Source organism: Chryseobacterium sp. (genome assembly GCF_041914225.1).
Lineage (GTDB): Bacteria > Bacteroidota > Bacteroidia > Flavobacteriales > Weeksellaceae > Chryseobacterium.
Genome location: NZ_JAYSDT010000006.1, coordinates 88,405 through 108,342, shown reverse-complemented (window position 1 = coordinate 108,342; position 19,938 = coordinate 88,405). Strand labels below are relative to the sequence as shown.

Annotated in this window: 21 protein-coding genes and 1 pseudogene; 7 read left to right on the top strand and 15 right to left on the bottom strand. The window is 37.6% G+C overall.

Annotated elements, in window-relative coordinates; genetic code table 11:
• Nucleotides 1–35: 35 nt before the first annotated feature.
• From ACE3RB_RS04815 to ACE3RB_RS04805, 3 genes are all read left to right on the top strand, one after another.
• Nucleotides 36–857, top strand: a complete 822-nt coding sequence (locus tag ACE3RB_RS04815; protein ID WP_374463170.1) for a helix-turn-helix domain-containing protein — start codon at nucleotides 36–38, stop codon at nucleotides 855–857.
• A 167-nt stretch (nucleotides 858–1,024) separates the two neighbouring features.
• Nucleotides 1,025–2,260, top strand: coding sequence for a multidrug effflux MFS transporter (locus ACE3RB_RS04810; RefSeq protein WP_374463169.1), 1,236 nt, complete (start codon nucleotides 1,025–1,027; stop codon nucleotides 2,258–2,260).
• Nucleotides 2,261–2,345: 85 nt separating this feature from the next.
• Nucleotides 2,346–3,254, top strand: a complete 909-nt coding sequence (locus tag ACE3RB_RS04805; protein WP_374463168.1) for a DUF6268 family outer membrane beta-barrel protein — start codon at nucleotides 2,346–2,348, stop codon at nucleotides 3,252–3,254.
• A 58-nt stretch (nucleotides 3,255–3,312) separates the two neighbouring features.
• Here ACE3RB_RS04805 and ACE3RB_RS04800 read toward each other — a convergent pair whose 3' ends face one another.
• From ACE3RB_RS04800 to pepT, 7 genes are all read right to left on the bottom strand, one after another.
• Complete coding sequence (locus ACE3RB_RS04800; protein ID WP_374463167.1) at nucleotides 3,313–4,047, bottom strand: LytR/AlgR family response regulator transcription factor; 735 nt, start codon at nucleotides 4,045–4,047, stop codon at nucleotides 3,313–3,315.
• Nucleotides 4,037–5,098 carry a sensor histidine kinase gene (locus ACE3RB_RS04795; RefSeq protein ID WP_374463165.1) on the bottom strand — a complete coding sequence of 354 codons (1,062 nt, stop codon included), beginning with the start codon at nucleotides 5,096–5,098 and terminating at the stop codon, nucleotides 4,037–4,039. Before ACE3RB_RS04795 ends, ACE3RB_RS04800 begins: the two co-directional genes overlap by 11 nt.
• Nucleotides 5,099–5,176: 78 nt before the next feature.
• Nucleotides 5,177–5,770: a porin family protein gene (locus ACE3RB_RS04790; RefSeq protein WP_374463164.1), complete on the bottom strand. Its 594-nt coding sequence runs from the start codon at nucleotides 5,768–5,770 to the stop codon at nucleotides 5,177–5,179.
• A gap of 153 nt (nucleotides 5,771–5,923) precedes the next feature.
• A complete protein-coding gene (locus ACE3RB_RS04785) occupies nucleotides 5,924–6,175 on the bottom strand; it encodes a hypothetical protein (protein ID WP_374463163.1) in 252 nt (83 codons plus the stop codon).
• A gap of 153 nt (nucleotides 6,176–6,328) precedes the next feature.
• Nucleotides 6,329–7,564 (bottom strand): hypothetical protein, encoded by a 1,236-nt coding sequence (locus tag ACE3RB_RS04780; RefSeq protein ID WP_374463162.1) that lies wholly within the window; start codon nucleotides 7,562–7,564, stop codon nucleotides 6,329–6,331.
• Nucleotides 7,565–7,795: 231 nt separating this feature from the next.
• Nucleotides 7,796–8,362 carry a hypothetical protein gene (locus ACE3RB_RS04775; RefSeq protein ID WP_374463161.1) on the bottom strand — a complete coding sequence of 189 codons (567 nt, stop codon included), beginning with the start codon at nucleotides 8,360–8,362 and terminating at the stop codon, nucleotides 7,796–7,798.
• A gap of 5 nt (nucleotides 8,363–8,367) precedes the next feature.
• Nucleotides 8,368–9,615 (bottom strand): peptidase T, encoded by a 1,248-nt coding sequence (pepT, locus tag ACE3RB_RS04770; RefSeq protein WP_374463160.1) that lies wholly within the window; start codon nucleotides 9,613–9,615, stop codon nucleotides 8,368–8,370.
• Between the two features lie 186 nt (nucleotides 9,616–9,801).
• On the opposite strand from pepT, the gene ACE3RB_RS04765 reads away from it, so the two are divergent.
• Together ACE3RB_RS04765 and ACE3RB_RS04760 are read left to right on the top strand one after the other, a co-directional pair.
• Complete coding sequence (locus tag ACE3RB_RS04765; protein ID WP_374463159.1) at nucleotides 9,802–10,650, top strand: hydroxymethylglutaryl-CoA lyase; 849 nt, start codon at nucleotides 9,802–9,804, stop codon at nucleotides 10,648–10,650.
• A 223-nt stretch (nucleotides 10,651–10,873) separates the two neighbouring features.
• Nucleotides 10,874–11,710: a sulfurtransferase gene (locus tag ACE3RB_RS04760; protein WP_374463158.1), complete on the top strand. Its 837-nt coding sequence runs from the start codon at nucleotides 10,874–10,876 to the stop codon at nucleotides 11,708–11,710.
• A gap of 53 nt (nucleotides 11,711–11,763) precedes the next feature.
• On the opposite strand, the gene ACE3RB_RS04755 is transcribed toward ACE3RB_RS04760, so the two are convergent.
• On the bottom strand, nucleotides 11,764–12,090 hold the full coding sequence (locus tag ACE3RB_RS04755) for an SUF system Fe-S cluster assembly protein (RefSeq protein ID WP_002982214.1): 327 nt from the start codon (nucleotides 12,088–12,090) through the stop codon (nucleotides 11,764–11,766).
• A 3-nt stretch (nucleotides 12,091–12,093) separates the two neighbouring features.
• Nucleotides 12,094–12,795, bottom strand: coding sequence for a 3'-5' exonuclease (locus tag ACE3RB_RS04750; protein ID WP_374463156.1), 702 nt, complete (start codon nucleotides 12,793–12,795; stop codon nucleotides 12,094–12,096).
• 79 nt (nucleotides 12,796–12,874) lie between these two features.
• Here ACE3RB_RS04750 and ACE3RB_RS04745 point away from each other — a divergent pair, with 79 nt between their 5' ends.
• On the top strand, nucleotides 12,875–13,645 hold the full coding sequence (locus ACE3RB_RS04745) for a DUF4382 domain-containing protein (protein ID WP_374463155.1): 771 nt from the start codon (nucleotides 12,875–12,877) through the stop codon (nucleotides 13,643–13,645).
• Between the two features lie 56 nt (nucleotides 13,646–13,701).
• Here ACE3RB_RS04745 and ACE3RB_RS04740 read toward each other — a convergent pair whose 3' ends face one another.
• Together ACE3RB_RS04740 and ACE3RB_RS04735 are read right to left on the bottom strand one after the other, a co-directional pair.
• The gene (locus tag ACE3RB_RS04740) at nucleotides 13,702–14,049 is read right to left on the bottom strand and encodes a tRNA-binding protein (protein ID WP_002982221.1); all 348 of its coding nucleotides are present in this window, start codon (nucleotides 14,047–14,049) and stop codon (nucleotides 13,702–13,704) included.
• Nucleotides 14,046–14,554 (bottom strand): annotated as a pseudogene (locus ACE3RB_RS04735) (hypothetical protein). The gene ACE3RB_RS04740 and the pseudogene ACE3RB_RS04735 overlap by 4 nt, the downstream one beginning before the upstream one ends.
• Before the next feature lie 163 nt (nucleotides 14,555–14,717).
• Between ACE3RB_RS04735 and ACE3RB_RS04730 the strand changes: the two are divergent.
• Complete coding sequence (locus tag ACE3RB_RS04730; protein WP_374463154.1) at nucleotides 14,718–16,208, top strand: 3-coathanger stack domain-containing protein; 1,491 nt, start codon at nucleotides 14,718–14,720, stop codon at nucleotides 16,206–16,208.
• A 119-nt stretch (nucleotides 16,209–16,327) separates the two neighbouring features.
• Here ACE3RB_RS04730 and ACE3RB_RS04725 read toward each other — a convergent pair whose 3' ends face one another.
• The 4 genes from ACE3RB_RS04725 to ACE3RB_RS04710 form a co-directional block, all read right to left on the bottom strand.
• On the bottom strand, nucleotides 16,328–17,338 hold the full coding sequence (locus ACE3RB_RS04725; protein ID WP_374463153.1) for a serine protease: 1,011 nt from the start codon (nucleotides 17,336–17,338) through the stop codon (nucleotides 16,328–16,330).
• 70 nt (nucleotides 17,339–17,408) lie between these two features.
• Nucleotides 17,409–18,251 (bottom strand): caspase domain-containing protein, encoded by an 843-nt coding sequence (locus ACE3RB_RS04720; RefSeq protein WP_374463152.1) that lies wholly within the window; start codon nucleotides 18,249–18,251, stop codon nucleotides 17,409–17,411.
• Nucleotides 18,252–18,518: 267 nt separating this feature from the next.
• Nucleotides 18,519–19,163, bottom strand: a complete 645-nt coding sequence (locus ACE3RB_RS04715) for a response regulator (protein ID WP_374463151.1) — start codon at nucleotides 19,161–19,163, stop codon at nucleotides 18,519–18,521.
• The gene (locus tag ACE3RB_RS04710; protein WP_374463150.1) at nucleotides 19,160–19,930 is read right to left on the bottom strand and encodes a sensor histidine kinase; all 771 of its coding nucleotides are present in this window, start codon (nucleotides 19,928–19,930) and stop codon (nucleotides 19,160–19,162) included. Before ACE3RB_RS04710 ends, ACE3RB_RS04715 begins: the two co-directional genes overlap by 4 nt.
• Between the last annotated feature and the right edge of the window lie 8 nt (nucleotides 19,931–19,938).

Genomic DNA, 19,938 nt, shown 5'->3' with positions numbered 1-19,938 from the left:
TTTTTGTTTCCAGTTAATTATTTTACACTATAGTGATGATTACGTCTGAAAAAGAAATCCCGGTTCATCATCTGACTTCTGAAGAGTTTCAGATGAGTACCCTGAGTGCAGCAGGTCCTGAAAATTTCCATGATGTGCACCGGCATAATTTTTTTGAAATTATCTGGTTCAGGGAAGTATTTGAAAACAGCCGGTTGGAACTGGACTTTGAAAGCTACAGACTTGAAAACAATCAAATCTGTATCATTGCACCAGGGCAGGCATTCAATATGAAACTGGCAGGGGAGGAAGGATATGCAATGGCTATAAGCAGGGAAATTTTCACTGAAGCATGTGATATAGAATCGGTACTCAACGGAGGAGAGTTTCCCTTTCTTTTGAATCCGGAAAATGAAAAGACCTGCATCACCATTATCTCCCTGATGGAACAGGAATATAAAACCGCAGCAAGGACGGAACTTTTGAAGGCTTATCTGAAAGCATTCTGTATCATCATCGGGGAACAGATTATTCCTCAGGAACCTTTACAGAATGACCGTCAGCGTATCCAGGAACTGGTGGGACTTATTGAGCGGAATTATATTGCACATAAAGAAACAGATTTCTATGCTGATCAGCTGAAAATAAGCAGCCATCATCTTAATGATATTGTACGCCTTTTGAGAGGGACAACTGTAAAAAAGATGATTTCCCAGCGTCTCATCCTGGAAGCCAAAAGAGAGCTTAGCTTCGGAGCCCTTACGGTGAAGGAAATTGCTTTTAAACTTGGTTTTAATGATGCTTCATATTTTTCACGATTTTTCAAGAAACATACCGGCCAGACACCAGATTGTTTTAAGAATAATGAAAAAAGGTAATCTTCAGTATTTACTATAGCAATAAGTTTAAAATGATATTTTCTATTTATTGTTCTGTTTGAATCTTCAATTTGTCCTATACTTCCTTCAATTCTTTTATTGAAAAACGATTGTTTTTACAGCAACTTTGCAGCTGAAAAAATGCCTGTGAAGGTTTACCGTTATTTATGAAGAAGAATTTGAATATTGTAGTGTTTATTCTTGCACTGCTCAACACGCTGGAGTCATTAAGTATAGATCTTTATCTTCCTGCTTTTCCTGATATGGCGAAGATTTTTAATACCGATATCGGGCATATCCAGATATCCATTTCTGTGTTTTTTGCCGGATTTGCCTTTGGGCAGCTGTTATGGGGACCCTTATCTGATAAGAAAGGACGTAAGCCTGTGCTGTACTGCGGCCTTTTACTTTTTATTACAGGAGCTACAGCCATCTATTTTACTTCGGACATCTATGTATTATGGGCCATGCGTTTCCTGCAGGCATTTGGAGGGAGCGCCGGAATTGTCGTAGGCAGGGCAATCATTATTGATCTGTATGACAAGCACAAAGCAGTTATTATCTTTTCCCAACAGTCGCAGATCAGTGGTATCGCTCCTATTGTTGCGCCATTACTGGGGAGTGTATTCCTTAGATTCTGGGGATGGAACAGTTCTTTTGCCTTTTTATGCATAATGGGGCTTATAACCTTTTTTATGGTGTATAAGTATGTCCCCGAAACCAATACCAGAATCAATCTTCCTGATGATGAAGCAGCGGATGAAAAAAAGTTAAAAGATCAGCTGAAAATGATTATTTCCAACAGAGATTTTATCAGCAGTACCATGGTAGGAAGTATAGCTTTTGCTTCTTTGATCATTTATATATCGAATGCTCCGTTTCTATTCATGGAAATTCATGGTTTCTCAAGCAGCGTGTTCAGCTTTATATTTGCCTTTAACTCAATGGCTTTGATTACCGCGGCCTACATTACCCCTAAGCTGATTAAAAGAATAAGCAATTCAACACTTTTATTTGCAGCTACAGTTATTTTACTGGTGGTATGTACGCTTCACATTCTTGTTGCGGCAGAAAATTTATCCGTAGCATTGGAGATCGCCATGCTTTATCTGTCATTGCTGGCTATTGGTATTTTGTTTCCGATTACATCAGCCCACGCATTGTCTCCGTTTAAAGAAGGAAGGGGAACAGCCGCTGCATTACTGGGCTTTATGCAATTGATGGTTACATTTTTAATGTCAGCATTGCTGGGCTTTTTAGAAGCAGATTCTATAATTCCAATGGTGGTAACCCGCTCTGCAATGGCATTGATCGCAGTGTGGTTCGGATATCGCATTTTTAAGACCCAGAAAAAGGAAAGCTTAAATACACAATTTTCCACAGAAACTAATCCTGCTATTTGATCCTGTTGTCACACAATCCGGACACTTAATCAAGTAATTTTTGTAAAAAATAGCTAAAGGGTTCTCTTTGCATAAAATTTAAAATATGAAAAGAACCCTTTCGGCAGCTTTATGCTGTATATTGCCATTAGGATATTGGGTGAATGCACAGTCCGGGCTCTCCGCAGAGCTTAAAACCGAATATATCCCTGCATCCAATTACATCCGTCCTGAAGACAGTACAAAGACCAATTCTAAAAGTGATTTTAAAAGAATAGATCTGAACCTCAGCATTCCGCTATCTGTAAAAAAAGATACCGATGGGAAAGTAAGAGCCTGGTCTATGCTGCTCAGCGGATCTTACGCAAAAATGGCGCACAAAAATTATGAAACTCAGCTGTTTCCGGATCAGATGCTGAATGCACAGGTCGGAATACAGCATATGAGACCTTTGGGTAAAAAGTGGAGCATGATGATGACAGCGTCTGTAGGAGTATATACAGACCTTGAAAAGGTAGACTTTGATGATGTGCTGGGGCAGGGAGGTATTTTGTTTATCAGGCATTTTAATCCTAATCTTTCCCTAGGTGCCGGGCCGGTACTTACCACGGCTTTCGGTGTTCCTATGATTTTACCGTGGATTTATTTTGACTGGAAAACAAACGGGAAAATTAAATTCAATATCAATTTCCCCGAAGGAATGGAAGCCGGATATCTTTTCTCGGATAAATTTGCCTTAAAAGCCGTTGTAGAGCTGAACGGAATGACAGCAGAGAGAAATATAAACGGAAAATCGATGTTGCTGGGTTATCAGCAGATCACTGCGGGACTCAGACCGGAATTAAAAATCAATAACAAACTGACGTTGCGTCTCACAGGAGGGACAGCGATATTGAGAAGTTTTAGTGAAAATGACCGGAAAATCAGCAGCATTTTCAGAGATAAAAAAATAGCTGACCCGAGATTCTCCAGTACATTTTACGCAGCAATATCATTACGCTGGAATCTGCCATAAAAAATAAAGGGAAGGAGTAATATTTTTTACTGCCTTCCCTTTAATATTTATCAATTTTCTATTTACTGATCAGCTTTTTATATACTACCTGATTAAGTAATTCTTCCTTTCGGTTACGAGAAATGGGTAGTTCTGTTTTATTGATAAAAAGTCGTCCGCCGGAGATCATATCAATATGGGTAATATTGATGAGGTATGATTTATGAATCCTGAAAAAATGATCCGAAGGAAGTGATTCTTCAATCGCTTTCATCGTCTGGTGAATGACCAGTGATTTATCTTTAAAATGAAGCTTGGTATAATTCTGCATGCTTTCAATGTACAGAATGTCCACCCATGAAACTTTAATGAAAGTATCAGACTGCCTTACATAGAGGAACGGGTCATCAATAGATGTATTCTTTTTTAGTTTTTCACTGATGATAAATTGCTGCTGTGCCTTATTTACAGCCTGATAAAACCGGTTGAAGGCAATGGGTTTTAAAAGATAATCCACCACTTGCAGCCGAAATCCTTCTAAAGCATATTCGGAATAGGCTGTGGTAAGGATGCATAAAGGAGGATTTTCAAGCTGTTCCAGAAACTCCAGGCCGGTAAGATAAGGCATATTGATGTCCAGGAAAAGAAGGTCTATTTCGCTTTCCTTTACCTTCGCGTCAGCTTCCAGTGCTGTTGCACATGTTCCTTCAACGGATAAAAAATCAATCTGATCAGCCAGTTCTTTAAGATGAAATCTTGCCAGAGGTTCATCATCAATAATAAGGCATTTCATTTTAGGAATATTAGAGCTCATAACTGTCAGATAGTGTTAGTGTTAATATTATTCTAAAGATGTGATTATCCGATTCTATATTCAGATCATGGAAGTCCGGATATTGTAATTTCAACCGTTTTTTTACATTTTGAAGACCAATTCCACCAGTTCCGTCCTTCTTTTTATAGGTTGCCATATCCGAGTAGGAATTTTCCACATAAAAATAGAGTTGATTGTCTTTTTCTTTACAGGAGATTTTCACATAACCTTTATGTCCCGGAAGCCTGCAAACGTATTTAAACGCATTTTCTATAAAAGGAACCAAAAGTAAAGGAGCAATAAAAGCTTTTCTGTTATTGATCTGCCATTGGGCTTTTACATCCAGTTCATTTCCCCACCTCAGTTTTTCTACCTCAACAAGATTTTGGAGATACTCAATTTCTTTATCCAAAGGAACCATGGCCTGATTACAGTGATACAGCTGATATCTTAGAATGTCTGAAAATTTCATCAGTAAAAAATCGGCAAGCTGGGTATCCGTTTTCATCAGAATATGGATATGATTCAGGATATTGAATACTACATGCGGGTTGATCTGATCCTGTAAAAGTTTAAGCTGATTTTCCAGGTGAGCCTGCTGAAGGAGAATATGATCTCGCTCTATTCTTCCATGTTCATTGTAAAATTTTACACCACAGGCTGCCCCGTTGATGAGGAATGAGGCAGGCAGGGACATATAAAAGCCCTTCCACAAAAAAGGCAGCTGATCTCTGAAGTTTTCCGGAAGCTGCTCTTTGGGCTCTACTTCAAGGTATGTGAATATAACGGAGAAAACCAAACTAAGCATGAAAATAACCATTACCAGCTGTACCAGAAACAGTTTCATTCTCTTTTCCCGGAGAGCTTTCGGCAAAAGTTTATTGGTTAAAAAATGAGTGAATGCAAACGAAAATGCGGCAATAATTGCAGCCTGGGTCATCGCCAGATAGCTTTCTGTTGTACTCTGGAAGTTAAACCATAATACAATGGCCAGTACAAGCCAGAAAATAAAGGTAAATATGTATTCTTTTAAAACAAAAGATTTTGTCATGGAACAGGAAATAGGTTGATAAAAAAATTAGAAACTGCAGGGAAAACAGTTTCTAATGGTAAAGATAATTTAAGTTTTTCAGAACAGGAAATAACCTATCCCAAGGGAAAAACTGTGGGGTTTGGACTTAAATTCTTTACTGATGCTTGTAAGACCGGTCTCATATCTCAGGTCTACTGTAAAGTTCTTATAATCTACTCCTATACCTCCCGTAATTCCGATATTGGATTTGTCAAACTTTTTAAATCCTTCCTGAAGAGCCTGAGAAGTGGATAATTTATTATTAAAGGCATAGCTGTAAACACCTCCGGCAAAAGCTCTTACATTAAAATCTTCGGTTTTAATGAATTTGTATCCTACTACCACAGGAATATCAATAGCGTTCCAGGAAAGTTTGGAAGAGTTTCCGTCTTGGGACTGGAACGATGTCTTTCTTTTGTTGAACAGAGCTTCTCCCTGCACATACAGTTTTCCGAGATCCACTCTTGTCATTACTCCTGCCTGATAACCGAATCCGTATTTCCCTTCCAGAGAAGATTCCGTGGAGGTTTTTGTAAAGTTTGCCCCTCCCTTTACCCCAATGTGAAAAGCCGGAGTCTGTTGTGCTTTAGTCTCTATTGTGCAAAAGATGCATAATAACAGAGTACTAAGTGCTAAAAATTGCTGCTTCATAATTTTATTATTGTTAAAAATCTGGTGCAAAACAACAACTATGAAGGTGAGAATGAAATTTTATTTGATGAACGGCAGGGATACTTTGACAAGGATCTGTTTCCCGATGAAAAAATAAAACCGGAAACATAGATGCTCCCGGTTTTCTATTCATTAATAAGGTTGTTCTTCACAAATGGAAGGTGGAATGCATCCGCCAGTGCCTCCACCGCGGGGATTTCCGCCTCCACCCACAGCAATGCATTGTCCGGGTGTTCCGTCTTCATACATTTCACAGGCTTTTCCCCAGGCACACTCACAGTCACTCTGGCAGTTATAGGAATCTCCTCCCATATGGCATTCATTTCCCCCGCTGCCAAGAATGGCAGATAAGTCTTTTCTCAAAAGTTTTTTCATTGTTTTCATGATAATCCGGTATTAAAATGTTATTGTTTAAAATTGTACTTCCTTGTAAATATAATAAAATTGACTTAATGTGCTGTAAATGAATTTTATGTGGGGTTTTAATAAAGAAAGCCACTTTTACAGTGGCTTTTTATAATAAATGGATAAGTTGTCTTAGAAGCTGAACTCCTTCTGATAGAGCAGACGTTCTTTTTTGAAAAGAGGAATAGTTCCTTCATATCGCAATGGAGCAATTCCAAAACCATAGAACATATCAGCCTGAATTTTACCTTTTACAGAAATTACACCTTTTCTTTGAGGAACAAATGTTAATCCTAAAGAGGAAAGGGCAGAAGCTCTTCCTTTCAATCCTGAATTAGCAATAGGAATGGTAAGGAACATTAATCCTACAGCTCCTTTTGCTTCCAAACCAGCTTCAGCAGATAAGTTTCCTTCTGCACTTGTAATGGAAGGCTCTGATTTTTTTTGAAGGTTGATATTAATTTCCGGAGTTTTGCTTACCAAGAAGTTGGCATTTCCTTCAAGATCCAAAAGCTGGGCCTGTACTTTTCCTGTAGCCTGTACACCCAGGAAAGGGCCTGCAGAAAGAGTAGGACTTAAGATCAGTCCAGTAGGACCTAATACGATTGGAACAATAGGAATATTCAGGTAGTCTGTGGTACTGGCTGTATAACCCAGGCTTCCTGTAATAGTTGCGGAGCTCTGAAGCTTGATGTCATCCATAATGAGGTTTACATAGAAGTTGGACAAATGACCCCACGAGAATGTAATATTATAATCAATCTTTGGTGTAAAGCCTCCCTGTACATTAACATTGGATGTTCCTGCCGAAGATAAAGGGAATGAAAAAGTTTTATTAAAATTATAACGGTTGAAGGTAATTAGTTTCTGATTTTGAAGATTTTTAGCTTCAATAGAAAGTATTCTTTGATTGATTTGTTCAGAAACCATGCCTTCTACAGGGATATAATTAACCATTTTTCCATCAATATTAACGGGAGCTTTTCCTTGTGGATCATATACTCCGCTCAGTGTTCCGCTATAGATAAATTCTTCAAGCTTGGCGCTGGAAGTCTGTACTGTGAATTGGTTATTCAATTTTGAAACAGAATTTACTTTTGAAAGAATGGTGCTCACCTGATCACCTTCTACCTTGGTTCCTACAATAACAGTTCCTACCGAAATACTGTCCGTTTGAGGAGTCATACGGCTAAACGTAATTTTTCCATCATTATGGGTGGTAATTGCGTTGACTGATTCATCATTCAGAATAATAACATTCTTCTGTAAAGTCAGATTGCCTAAAGTCTTCATCTGAACAGACTCGGCAGGTTTTTCAGAAGGAAGATCCGCAGAATCATCCTGAGAACAAGACGTTAAAAGAAACAAACAGAAAATAGATAAAAGAAAAGTAAAGTAAAGTAAAAATTTCTGTTGATTTTGAAAGGGTTGGATTTCATTTTCATATAAAGTGATTTTAAGTTTTAATCAAAATTAGGTGAATTATTTAAAACTTACAAAAGAATTGTGTTAAATTAATATCAACAACATAATGATCTTTAATTATGTTTTTATTATATGAAAAAGAAACCCCGCTGCCATGGCAGCGGGGTTTGTATATTATTTTTTAAAATTTAATGTTAAAGGGACTGAAACATTGGTAGAGACTGGCTTCCCTTTGTCTTCTGCCGGTTTCCACCTGCCTTTATCTTTAATCCTGTAAAAAGCAGCTTCAATGAATGCATTTACATCTTCATTATTACCTTTTACTTTAGGGTTAAGAGCATTTCCTTTAGAGTCTACCACAAAACTGATTGCAGCTTTGTATGAATCCGACGAAAAGTTGAGAAAATCAAGATCTACGGCTTCAGATAAAAGCTTTTGAAAAGCTGCCTTACCTTTATCATATTCAGCTTCTTTAGTGACTTTTGCTTTTACAGGAGGGTCGGCAGCAATCATTTTCTGATCCTCAAGAGAAGCTTTCTCCAAAGCCGTCTTGTATGCTGTTATTTTATCCTCTGTCAAAAGCCATTCCTTCTTTGTTCTTAAATCATTAGGCTTAGGATATTTATTATACAGAGCCGTTTTCTTTCTTTCATAGCGTGAGTCTGCCCTCTGAAATTCAGAAACCTGGGCACTGCTGAAAATAAAAGTGAAAATGAATGCTGATGCTAAGACCTTTTTCATGATTATTAAGCTTTTACAATATTAATAATGACTTCAGTTGCTTTTTCCATACTTTCCAAAGCTACATACTCATATGGTCCGTGGAAGTTGATTCCTCCCGCGAAGATATTCGGGCATGGAAGTCCCATATAAGAAAGCTGTGCACCGTCTGTACCTCCTCTGATAGCTTTGATCTTAGGCTCAATACCTGCTTCAGTCATTGCTTTTGCTGCAAGATCTACAATGTGCATTTTTCCTTCAAACTGCTGCTTCATGTTTCTGTATTGTTCCTTGATCTCCACTTCGGCAGTTCCTTCACCGTGCTTCTGATTGAATTCAGCTACTTTTTCTTCCATGAATTTCTTTCTGGCTTCAAACTTATCTGCATCATGGTCACGGATGATGTATTGAAGTTTAGCTTCAGAAATATCAGCTGTGATATCCATTAAATGGTAGAATCCGTCGAAGCCTTTTGTAGTGGCCGGAGTTTCATTAGCAGGAAGCATTTGAGCAAATTCAGCAGCTAACAAAGCGGCATTGATCATTTTTCCGTACGCATAACCAGGGTGTACACTTAATCCATGGATTTTCACCACCGCTCCAGCAGCGTTAAAGTTCTCATATTCAAGTTCTCCAACTTCTCCGCCGTCCATCGTATACGCCCATTCTGCACCAAATTTAGCAACATCGAATTTATGTGCTCCTCTTCCAATCTCCTCATCAGGAGTAAATCCTACAGCAATTCTTCCATGTTTGATTTCAGGATGAGCGATAAGATATTCTGCGGCTGTTACAATCTCTGCACAGCCTGCTTTATCATCAGCACCAAGAAGCGTATTTCCGTCAGTGGTAATTAATGTCTGGCCGATGTATTTTTTTAAACTTTCAAATTTTGAAGGAGATAATGTGAATCCTGTTGCCTGATTCAAAAGAAGATCATTTCCATCATAGTTTTTCCAAACCTGAGGTTTTACATTTTCTCCGCTGAAATCCGGTGAAGTATCATAATGTGAAATAAATCCGATGGTAGGTCTGTCATCATTTTCAAGGTTAGAAGGAATATAACCCATAATATAACCGTTGCTGTCTATAGAAACGTCTTCCAGACCAATAGTCTTCAGTTCTTCAGTAATATAATTGGCAATATCCCACTGGCGTTCAGTAGAAGGTGTTGTTTCACTTTCTGCATCACTGGTTGAATATATTTTTACATAGCTAAGAAAGCGGTTCAGTAATTTTTCTTTCCACAAAGGGTTGAATTCTATTGTACTCATCAGATATCAAAATTTTAACAAAGTTAGCAAATTTGATGCTGAGAATACGTTATTTGCGATTTAATATCAGTTATCGAAATTATAAATCGGATATAAAAGTTTGAAAATCAAAATAGTGCTAGCTTTGTATGTACAGTATACCAAATAGTTTAGTTTTATTATATTTGAGAAAATCAAAAAGTAACAATGTTTCTTACCGAATGTCCTAGAGATGCTATGCAGGGATGGGGAGAATTTATCCCTACCGATAAAAAAATTGATTATATCAACTCCTTGATGGATGTTGGTTTTGATGTATTGGACTGTCTGAGTTTTGTTTCTCCGAAAGCAATTCCGCAGATGGCAGATTCCAATGAGGTAGCGGAGAATATTGATAAATCCCGTTCCAAAACGAAAGTTTCTGCAATCATCGGTAATTACAGAGGTGCCGAAAAAGCATTGAAACATCAGTCGGTAGATATTCTGGGCTTTCCGTTTTCTATTTCTGAAACTTTTCAGCATAGAAACACCAATAAAAGCCAGGAAGAAGCTTTTGATGAGATTGTTAAAATGCTTGATCTTGTAAGGAGTGAGGGAAAACAGCTTAACATTTATTTTTCGATGGCTTTTGGAAATCCATACGGTGAAATGTGGAAATGGGAGGATGTAGACCAGTGGGCTCAGCGGTTCTCAGATATCGGAGTGAAAGATATTTTACTTTCGGATACTACAGGCGTGGCAACTCCGGAAACGATTGCACTTTTATTTGAAAAAATACCTTCCAAATATCCTGAAATTAACTTCGGAGGACATTTCCATAACCGCTATGAAGATTCTTATTCCAAATTGAAAGCAGCTTATGATAAAGGCTGCAGAAGATTTGACAGTGCGATAAAAGGAATAGGAGGTTGTCCTATGGCTAAAGATGATCTTGTAGGAAATATGCCTACTGAACAGGTTATCAATTTTATGAGCGTGGAAAAAGTAGAACATAAACTGAATCTGTTGAATTTTGAAAGCTCTTATAATAAAGCGAAGGATATCTTTCATTTTTAAGAATAAATCATAAATTTCACTGATCTATCAACTTAAATAGATCTTAAGATGGTATAAGGTTCAATTTGTCATTCCGTAGGAATCTTAATTTCATTATTGAAAAAAATAATCCGGATTCCTACGGAATGACAAAAATACGCTGAATTATTTATCATCTTAATGTGTTCAAATATAATGGATTGTGTCCATAGTCATATTTAGTATTAATTCCAAAATCACCAAAATGTCACCAATAATCTCATCCTCCGAACTCAAAAATATTCCGGCAGAAAATCTTATCATTCTTGATGCGAGAACCGGAAAAGATGCAAAGCAAAACTATCTTGAAAAGCATATTAAAGGAGCCCGGTTCATAGATCTGGACAAAGATCTGGCAGAGATTGGAGAAAATGCTGCTTTTGGTGGCAGACATCCGCTTCCCGCTGTAGAAAAATTTGCAGAAACACTTTCAGGTCTTGGAATAGAAGAAGGGGCTCATATTATTGTGTATGACGACAAAAATGCTTCAAATGCAGCAGCACGTGCCTGGTGGATGTTAAGATCTTTCGGATTTGAAAAAGTACAGGTTCTTGATGGCGGAATACAGGCTGCAGAAAAAGCAGGCTTAGAGTTTTCTTCAGAAGAAGAGAAATTTGATAAAGCGCCTTTAATTCAAAAAAAGCAATGGATTCTTCCGGTTTCAAGTCTGGAAGTTGTTGAAAATGAATTGAAAAACGATTCTTCTACAGTTATTGATGTAAGAGATGCTTATCGCTATAAAGGAGAATCTGAACCCATTGATCTGGTTGCCGGACACATTCCCGGAGCGATCAACATTCCTTTTTCTGAAAATCTTGATGAAAACGGAAATTTTCTGAGCCCGGAAGTTTTAAAAGAAAAATACAGCCAATTATTAAAAGATAAACCTGGGCATCTTATTATTCACTGCGGATCAGGCGTTACAGCCTGTCACACGATTCTGGCGCTGGACTATGCAGGATTTCCGGTTCCGGATCTTTATGTAGGCTCATGGAGTGAATGGAGCAGGAGGGAAGGAAAGGAAATAGCAAAAGATATTTAAAAAACAAAAACCCCGAAAAATGATTCTTCGGGGTTTTATATTGTTAAGGGTGATTAAAGCATTCCCAGCTCAAACTTCGCCTCTTCGCTCATCATATCCTTATTCCAGCTCGGTTCGAAAGTAAGCTCTAAATCTACACTTTTTACATGCTCTACTTCAGACACCTTATCCTTTACCTCCTGTGGAAGTGTCTCTGCAACAGGGCAGTTGGGAGTAGTAAGTGTCATGATAATTTTTACATCAGCATCATCGGAGATCTGGACATCATAAATCAGTCCTAATTCGTAAATATCTACCGGAATTTCGGGGTCATATACGGTTTTCAGCACACCAATGATTTCCTCACCAATGTCAGCAATTTGATCGTCTGTAAATTTCATTTTTTAATCTAGATTGATATTCCTTTTCAACAAATCTTCCTGACGCATGCGCCGGAAAACATTTGCCAAAGTTAAGACATCTTTTTCACAATAGTCAACAATTCTCTGCAAGTCTTTTTCTATGTAGTAAATTGATGAAACCATTGAGCCGTCTATATCATCCTTCGGAGTAGGAATTCCAAAGACATGAGCCAGCAGTTCAAGCGATACAAAACTCTTATAATCCCCGAATTTCCACAATTCCATTGTGTCTAAGTGAGGTATTTCCCAGGGCTTTTTTCCGAACATCTGAAAAGGAGCCGGGGGCTGCATTCCATTGATGAGGTATCGTCTGGCAATCCATGGAAAATCAAATTCTTTTCCGTTATGGGCACAGAGAATCACATTATAAAGCCTTGGACTGTTGAAGATTTCCCCGAATTCCTGAAGCATTTTCTTCTCATCGTGACCTGAAAAGCTTTTTATTTTTAACGTTTCATTTTTTTCGACCATTCCGATGGTGATGCAGATGATTTTTCCAAACTCGGCCATAATACCGGCTCTTTCATAAAATTCTTCTGCAGTTACATCTTCCTTTCTCTGGAATTTTGTTTTTTTATCCCACAGATACTGTTCTGTTTCGGATAAGTTGCTCCAGGAACCTGCCTGTGGAACTGTTTCGATATCAAGAAATAAGACTCTTTCTAAAGGTATACTTTGGATCATTTTTTGTTTTTTATAACCGAATATATGACATAATAAACCAATTATCCAAAACGTTTTTATTATACCTAAATTTTAGCTTATGAAGAAGTTATTCATTATGGGAAGCGGTATCTGCCTATTATTTCTGGCATCATGTAATGATTCTAACGAAAACGGTACTGCTACAGTGAATGTAAGGCTTACTGACGGCCCTGCAGCATATAATGCTGTTAATATTGATATTCAACGAATTGAAATTAACAGTAATGGAGAATGGACAGCGTTAAACTTTCCAAATCCAGGCGTTTATAATCTTCTTAACTTTAAAAACGGAACAGATGTAGTTTTGGGACAGGCCACACTTCCTGAAGGAAATGTTTCTCAGATGAGAATGGTCCTTGGACCTAACAACAGTGTGGTTGTTAATGGAATTACCCATCCTCTGCAAACTCCTTCGGCCCAGCAAAGCGGGCTGAAATTCAACTGGAATCAGACATTATCAGCAAACGGAGCTTATACTGTATGGATCGATTTCGATGCGGGAAGATCTATTGTTACTACAGGGAACGGATCTTATATCTTAAAACCGGTGATACAGGCGTTCTCTGAGCTTACCAACGGCCAGATTAAAGGATATGTACAGCCTCAGGCGGCGCAGGCAGTTGTTCACGCCATTATGGCTTCAGATACGATTTCTACAGCAATACCTAACCCTGACGGATTTTTCATGTTTTCAGGGCTGCCACAGGGAAATTATACTGTTTCTTATGATGCGGGAAATAATACGGGATATGTGGATGAGAATACGTCTAATGTATCGGTAAACTTCGGTCAGGTTACGAATCTTGGAGTAAAGACCCTTCATCAATAATAATTAATTTAAAAAAGCCTTATAATTTATAAGGCTTTTTTATACTTAACAGACGGCTATCCTACCTGCATTCCGTTTTTTGTGGGTAATGATGGCGTTAAAAGGGTGACGTCTTTTTTGTCCTCACCATATAATCCTAACACAAGACATTCACTGAAGAAATTGGCGATCTGCTTTTTAGGAAAATTTACTACTGCTAAAATCTGTTTACCGATCAATTCATCCTTTGTATAAAGAGAAGTAATCTGTGCGGACGACTTTCTGATTCCTAAATCTCCGAAGTCAATCTCAAGCTGATATGATGGGTTTCTTGCTTTTTCAAAATCATTCACTGAAATTATAGTTCCGCATCTGATGTCTATTTTTTCAAAATCTGCCCAGGTGATGTCTGGTTTTACTGTCATGGCAATTCGTTAATTAAATGTTCAACTTCTGTTTTCTGTTCTGCATATTTTTGCTGTATACTGAACCTTCACCCATTCTTCTGTAGTATTCCAACGCTTTTCCTCCAAAGAATTTTTTATGGAAATCCGAAACCTCAGGAATCTGCGGAAACACCTTGTGAAAAAGCATTTCATAATACGCCTGGAATTCTCTTTCATTTTTATCTTCAATGACCTGTCCGGGCGCTTTTTGTCTTACGTGGAGCATTTCGTGGGCAACCATATTCAGGACAAGGTTCAGGTCAAAATCAAATAAATTTCGTGGGATCATCACGGTTTGCGGACCTCCCAGATCGCCTTCTGCCGTAAGAAGCATTGAGGTGGGAGAAAGCTCTTCCCTGAACCCGAATCCCGCAAAGTTTTCATGTTCCAGATTAAAAGAATGGATCAGGTATTTTGCTGCATCCAGAATCTGATTATGTTCTTTGTAAGCCTCAAGGTGTAAGTTGATCTGTTCGAAATTCATCGGGAGTATGTTTTAAACAAATGTATTAAAATATTGAGAGATTATGAAAATATTTGAAGCTTAAAGGGTTAAGAAAGGGATATGATATTTTATAATAAAGAGATCATTGAATTAGCCCTCTATTACAAAAGAAAACGTTAATTTTGAAAAAAACATAACCTAAATGCAGCTGAAAAGATTATTCGTAATTCTACTTTTTTTATACTTTTATTTTGCCAAGTCTCAAGCTTTTCCAGCTTTTATGCCAGTCCCATTTGCTTCTTCTCAATGTAATAACCTAATGGGAAACTATAATAATCAGTGGAAGCCCAGTCATGGGAGTCCTAATGTTATAGATTTAGGCTGTGGTAATAAAGTGGTTCGATTATATAGTAAAAATGATAATATTACAACTAGAAAATCAGAGGGGGTATTTATTGATTTAAATAATATAGGGGTTAATATTGATACTTCTAAAAAATATAAAATAATCGTTTCCTATCGTTATTCCTTACCTAATAACCCTAATAGAGCCATTAATTTTGATGTATATCTTGCCAATGGTATGACTGAAAAATCTAATAATAATTGTGATGAAGAAACATTCCCAAGTGTATCAGAAAAGATGAAAATTCTTACTTTTAATAATGGAGAGGTTTTGCAGGATACATATACTTGTCAAGTAAAATCTAAAGAGCAAGGACAAATAATTCCTAATAAGTCCTATAAATATCTGTGGATTACATCCAATCTGAATACAAGTTTAAACCTTAGAGAATATGTAGATATAGATAAAATTGAAATGTATTATGATGGGAATTCAGGTTCAGGCTCTAATGATTGTAACTTACCACCACCTACTATGCTGAAATATTCAAATTTAACAGATACTTCGGTGAGATTAGAATGGAACGAAGCCGTGGGGACAGGATTATGGTATGATATTAGGTTATATAATAATTCAACTGGGATGTTAGTGTATAGCAATAATTATCATTTTTTACAAAAAGATTATACCGCTCTTAGTCCTGATACTCCTTATACTTTTACAGTTGCTCATGCTTGTTTAAATAATTATGAAAATAATGATGTTAAAGCAATTAGTTTTAGAACTCAATGTACTCCTGATTTGATAATTAATGATCCGGTAATAAAAAATAATATTTATCAGGCTAGTAATTCTATTGTAGCATCGTCAAATATTAGTGATGGATTACTGGTAAAGTATAAAGCAAAAAATTATGTATCTCTCCAACCAGGATTTAGTGTAAAAGCAACAGATAGTAATAGCTTGTTTCATGCCTATAACGGTGATTGCACTGGATCTCCTACTTCTTCTCAGAGACAAAATGGTTTAGATTCTTTAGATTTAAAAAGCGAAGAACGTAAGGCAGCAATTTCAGAAATTGAAAACTATTTTGGTAAAATTAATGACGAAAAAATAATTTCAAATTCAAATTTTGAGATTTACCCAAACCCTGCATCAACGTATTTCGATATTAATGCGGGTAATGAAAAAGTAATTTACTGGGAAATGTATGACCTAGCTGGGAAACTGATACAAAAAGGGAATACAAATAGAGTAAATGTACGTTCTATTTCTGATTCAAACTATCTTATAAATATTACTTTTGAAAACAGGAAAGTGTCAAGAAAAATAATTGTAAAACATTAACTTAGTATGGGTTTTATGGATAGAATCATAAGCGTAATATTTTAGTTAATTATTCTAAATACATATGTAGAACCCGGCCGCCTTTAAAGGCGGCCGGGTGATTTAAACTAAAAAATAAATTAAGGATGTTCATTTCTTGCTCTGATGACCAGATTGACTAAATCTGAGCCGCCACTTGCAAAATTATCACTTGGATTATGCGCGCTTTGAGTCGCTACAGCATACGGAGAGCCGTCCCAATATCCCCAGAAAAGGCCTCCGCTTTGTCCAGGCCATATATCTGCTTTATGGCTCATGCTTTCGTTGTCATCAGCACTCCAGAAATCTCCATCCAGTGCGATACCCGTTTGGTAGGTAGGCCTTTGGGTTCCGGTAAGATCTCCCGGATATCCTGCGTGAGTCCAGTAAGCGCCTCCGTCCCATGAATCGGAATAGGATTTTGAGCCTAACCAGCCTGTGCTGTTTCCGATAGGTCTGTCCAATACAATCACTACATAATCGTATTGTATTTCTGTTGAATCAATAGAAGGTCCTGCAACTTTATACTTGTAATACGTCAAGGTACCCCAGGCCGTTCCGTAAGGAGCGCTTCCGTTGTAATACATCGGAGTGAACTTCAGCCATCCTGTGGTATTATTAGGCTGCCAGTCTACAATGTGTGAGCAGGTAAGAAGATGTCTTGGCCCGATCATTACGCCGCTTCCTGAACCCAAAGAACTTTCTACTCTGCCGACACATCTCCATGGATAGGCTGTAGAATTGTATACTTTTCTCTGGTCAACTCCAAAAATGGTTCTTGCATTCTCAGGAGTCAGGAAAGAATCCCTGTCAATGAATTTGGGTTTACGGTCTCTTTTAGGTTCCAGTTTTGGGCTGTATTCAAAATCAGCATGGGTAGGATAGAAATGGTCGGTTTCCAGTGCCCGGTTTTCTGCTGTTTTTTCGTCCATAGGCATTCCTATTGTTTTCATCCCTTTAGGAAAAGTTCTTCCGTTAATCGTTTCCATAGCGGGTGCCTGGCTGAATAATTTCTGAATAACTTCCGGTTTTTCAGTTGATTTTGCTTTAACCGTTCTGAGTCTTGATACTTCTTCAGCGGTCATTGGGTTGTTGTTTTCAATTTTTGACATGATTATTATTTTTAATCTGGTATATTCCTACTCTTTTATGGCTTTTCGGATTCCGCCTAATGGTTATTGGTTAAGTGAATATTTTTTGTGAAAATTCTGTAGTCATGCTTTCTGTTTGGTTGATCTGGGCCGCTCCCATAGCTGCCAGTGCAATGGCAACCTGCTTATCAAGTGTTTTTCGGACGATATTTCCATTGGTAGCACGTAATATTTTACAGAAATGATAGGTAAAATAGCCACGTATCTGTCCGCTGATATTTCCTTCCATGGATACCTGATTGTCTTTTGCAGCCGCCCATAATGTGTGATTCATTCCTGTAACCGGGACAAGCGCTTTGGTAAGAACGGTTGATTTTTTCGCATTTTTAGTTCCGATTTCATTGGCATAGGTCAGGTAAAATTCATCTTCAAGCATTGGAGGAATATAACGGGCTGTTTCATTGAGAAGATCAGCTTCCAGACCCAGATCCATTTTTCTGGTTCCGGTTCCTGAGTAACAGCAGTCGAAGATCACTTCCATATTCACTCCAGCCTTTAATTTATCAAGAACCGATTTAAAATCATCATCACGAATGACCCCTGCATTGGCATAATCATGTGGACAAATAGCTTCGTCCAAACCATCAAGCTCAAGATCTGAACCGATATTGGCCACTCTGGTTCCATGCCCTGAATAATAAAAAACAAGAGAATCTCCTTTCACGCTGGTGGTGATCATTGATTTCAGATAATTTAATATATTCGCTCTTGTGGCATTCTGATTGGTCAGGATTTTAATCTTTGCCGGACTAAAACCACAGATTACCAGTGTATTGGCCATATCTCTCGCATCATTTACACAGCCGTTAAGATCCGGACCTCCGTATCCGATGGGTGCATAATCATTAATACCTACGATAAGTGCTTTTTTCATTGTATTAGTTTTAAAAAATATTCCCTACTCTGTTCCGGCTTTTCGGGTACTGCCTTTTTGTGTTTTCTATGACAAAATTCCGTCATTCTGTGTGACGAAAACAGAGGAGAAAACCGTATTTTGAAAAAGGAAAAACACCTTTTTGACTGTATATGAGGATGTTATAAATAAGATTCGGCGGCTTTTCAAGCCGCCGAATCCATAAATAGAATGTAAAGATGCTTATTTTTTCAGATAATAATTAAAGTTAGAAATTGAGGTTTTAAGTCAGCACAGATTATGTTTCAGAGCAAAAAGTACCAACCCTGCTCTGTTTTTTATATCCAGTTTTACAAAAACCGAATCTCTGTAGCCGTCAATGGTTTTAGGACTGAGGCACATTTTGTCAGCAATCTCCTTATAAGTGAGTTCGCTGCAGGCCCATTTTATAAATTCTTTCTCTCTGTCTCTCAGCTCCGAAAGTAAGGATGCGTTTTTTGCTTCTTCTGTTTTTACTTTCAGTAATTTCTGGGCCACAAAATCAGTGTAAAAACTGCCTTTCTCAAATACCGTTTCAATGGCCTGGAAAAGGATAGAAGGCTGCATGTCTTTCAGCAGATAACCTTTAGCACCTGCCTTCAGCATTTTGATCAATATTCTTTCATCATCATCCATTGTCAGGGCAATGACTTTAATATCAGGATAATGTTCTGTAAGCCATTCTGTGGTTTCTATACCGTTTTTATAAGGCATATTGACATCCATCAGGACTACGGCAGGTAATTCAGAAGCTTTTTCCACTCCTGCAATAAATTCTTCTCCGTTGGGATGATTCATAATGACCCTGTATTGAGTATTCTCTGTGATCATATTTTCCAAAGCCTTGGAGATTAAAGTATGATCATCAACGATCGCTATGGGAATAGTTTTCATAATAAATTTTTGTGATAGGTTATCAGAGTTTGTGTTCCTTTATTCAGTTGTGATTGTATAGACAGTTCGGCATGAATCAGCTTGGCTCTCAATTCCATGTTTTTTAATCCTGAGCCGTCCTGAATAATGCTTGTATCAAAGCCTTTTCCATTATCAGAAATACTGATATGTAATTTTTCACAGTCATCTTCCAGTTGGATGGAAACGTTTTTGGCTTTGGAGTGTTTCAGAATATTGTTAATGCTTTCCTGGATAATCCTGAAAAGAATAAGACCATGTTTAGGAGAGATATCAATATCATGTTTTTGGGTGATGAATTCGATTTTTAATAATTTCAGTTTCCGGATCCTCTGAACTTCCCTTTCAATGGATTCTGCCAGTCCGAAGTGAATGATCTGCTCAGTGATTAATGTTTTGGATAGGTTTCTTATATCCTGTATGCATTCTCCTAATAATTCGTTGAGTTCAATCAGGTCTTCTTTTTCTGCATTTTTTAATTTGGTAATCAATTGGTTATGGCGTAATCGGACTACAGACAGTTTCTGTCCCAGATCATCATGCAGTTCCTGCCCGATATAATTGAGGGTTTGCTCCTTCATTTCCACTTGTGAAGTGGCCAGCTCTTTTTCAAAACGTAAGTCTTTTTCCTTTTGTTCGATCAAGAGTGTTGTTTTTTTCTTGATAAAAACCGCATAGATGAAGACCATTGTCAAAACAACGATAAATAAAGTAATCGTAAAAATGATGACCAGATTATTTTCTTCCATATCTGCAA

Bases quoted from the DNA above. Each gene is read 5' to 3' on its own strand.
- ACE3RB_RS04715 (WP_374463151.1), bottom strand. From the start codon at position 19,163: ATGAAAACTATTCCCATAGCGATCGTTGATGATCATACTTTAATCTCC.
- ACE3RB_RS04750 (WP_374463156.1), bottom strand. From the start codon at position 12,795: ATGATCCAAAGTATACCTTTAGAAAGAGTCTTATTTCTTGATATCGAA.
- ACE3RB_RS04810 (WP_374463169.1), top strand. From the start codon at position 1,025: ATGAAGAAGAATTTGAATATTGTAGTGTTTATTCTTGCACTGCTCAAC.
- ACE3RB_RS04720 (WP_374463152.1), bottom strand. From the start codon at position 18,251: ATGAAAAAAGCACTTATCGTAGGTATTAATGATTATGCACCCATCGGA.
- ACE3RB_RS04745 (WP_374463155.1), top strand. From the start codon at position 12,875: ATGAAGAAGTTATTCATTATGGGAAGCGGTATCTGCCTATTATTTCTG.
- ACE3RB_RS04730 (WP_374463154.1), top strand. From the start codon at position 14,718: ATGCAGCTGAAAAGATTATTCGTAATTCTACTTTTTTTATACTTTTAT.
- ACE3RB_RS04710 (WP_374463150.1), bottom strand. From the start codon at position 19,930: ATGGAAGAAAATAATCTGGTCATCATTTTTACGATTACTTTATTTATC.
- ACE3RB_RS04740 (WP_002982221.1), bottom strand. From the start codon at position 14,049: ATGACAGTAAAACCAGACATCACCTGGGCAGATTTTGAAAAAATAGAC.
- ACE3RB_RS04760 (WP_374463158.1), top strand. From the start codon at position 10,874: ATGTCACCAATAATCTCATCCTCCGAACTCAAAAATATTCCGGCAGAA.
- ACE3RB_RS04815 (WP_374463170.1), top strand. From the start codon at position 36: ATGATTACGTCTGAAAAAGAAATCCCGGTTCATCATCTGACTTCTGAA.
- ACE3RB_RS04805 (WP_374463168.1), top strand. From the start codon at position 2,346: ATGAAAAGAACCCTTTCGGCAGCTTTATGCTGTATATTGCCATTAGGA.
- ACE3RB_RS04725 (WP_374463153.1), bottom strand. From the start codon at position 17,338: ATGTCAAAAATTGAAAACAACAACCCAATGACCGCTGAAGAAGTATCA.
- ACE3RB_RS04765 (WP_374463159.1), top strand. From the start codon at position 9,802: ATGTTTCTTACCGAATGTCCTAGAGATGCTATGCAGGGATGGGGAGAA.
- pepT (WP_374463160.1), bottom strand. From the start codon at position 9,615: ATGAGTACAATAGAATTCAACCCTTTGTGGAAAGAAAAATTACTGAAC.
- ACE3RB_RS04785 (WP_374463163.1), bottom strand. From the start codon at position 6,175: ATGAAAACAATGAAAAAACTTTTGAGAAAAGACTTATCTGCCATTCTT.
- ACE3RB_RS04775 (WP_374463161.1), bottom strand. From the start codon at position 8,362: ATGAAAAAGGTCTTAGCATCAGCATTCATTTTCACTTTTATTTTCAGC.
- ACE3RB_RS04800 (WP_374463167.1), bottom strand. From the start codon at position 4,047: ATGAGCTCTAATATTCCTAAAATGAAATGCCTTATTATTGATGATGAA.
- ACE3RB_RS04755 (WP_002982214.1), bottom strand. From the start codon at position 12,090: ATGAAATTTACAGACGATCAAATTGCTGACATTGGTGAGGAAATCATT.
- ACE3RB_RS04795 (WP_374463165.1), bottom strand. From the start codon at position 5,098: ATGACAAAATCTTTTGTTTTAAAAGAATACATATTTACCTTTATTTTC.
- ACE3RB_RS04790 (WP_374463164.1), bottom strand. From the start codon at position 5,770: ATGAAGCAGCAATTTTTAGCACTTAGTACTCTGTTATTATGCATCTTT.